Annotated in this window: 1 protein-coding gene; it reads right to left on the reverse strand. The window is 71.8% G+C overall.

Features of this window, described 5'->3' with window-relative positions; genetic code table 11:
* The coding region (locus tag NUU27_RS25435; RefSeq protein ID WP_257765077.1) for an ATP phosphoribosyltransferase regulatory subunit at positions 1–582 on the reverse strand (582 nt) is incomplete at its 3' end.
* Positions 583–724: the final 142 nt, after the last annotated feature.

A 724-nucleotide genomic window follows, 5' to 3' on the forward strand; every position in this document is an offset into this window, starting at 1 on the left:
GACGGCGCGCGGCAGGCCCGCCGCCCCTTGCGGGCTGGCGAGGTCGTCGAGGGCGGCCTGCAGGAGCTTGTGCGAGCCGAAGGCGCGGGTGAGGCGTTTCTGCCAGCCGCGCGGCAGGCCGAGCGCGGCAAGCACCGCCTCGAAGACGCCCTGGTCGCCCAGCGTGACCTGCAACGTCCTGCCCGGCAGGACGCGCGTCAGCAGCGCGTGGGCATCGGCCAGCGAGCGCGCGTCGGCCGCGGCCCTGTCGCCTTCGCCGAGGTCCTCGATGCCGGCCTGGAAGAATTCGGCGCTGCCCTCGCGCTGCTGGCGGAACACCTCGCCGAGATAGGCGTAGCGCCGCGGCGTGGCGGCGCGCTTGTCGATGTGGTCGCGGCACACGGGAATGGTGAATTCCGGGCGCAGGCACAGATTGGCGCCGGTCTCGCTTTCCGTCAGGAAGATGCGCCGCCGCAGGTCCTCGCCGGCCATGTCGAGAAACGGATCGGCCGGCTGGATGATGGCGATGTCGGTGAGGACCGCCTGGCGTTCGGCAAACAGCGCGGTGATCTCGCCGGCGAAGTCGGGCGCGCGCAGGCTCATGACGAAGAGGCCCGTTGCGGGAAGGGCGCTCGCCCCTCATCCGCCTGCCGGCACCTTCTCCCCGTGAACGGGGAGAAGGAGGATTGGCCGCAACGACGACGCCTCCCTCTCCCCGCTTGCGGGGAGAGGGTAAGGGTGAGGG

This window comes from Nitratireductor sp. ZSWI3 (assembly GCF_024655565.1).
Taxonomy (GTDB): domain Bacteria; phylum Pseudomonadota; class Alphaproteobacteria; order Rhizobiales; family Rhizobiaceae; genus Nitratireductor.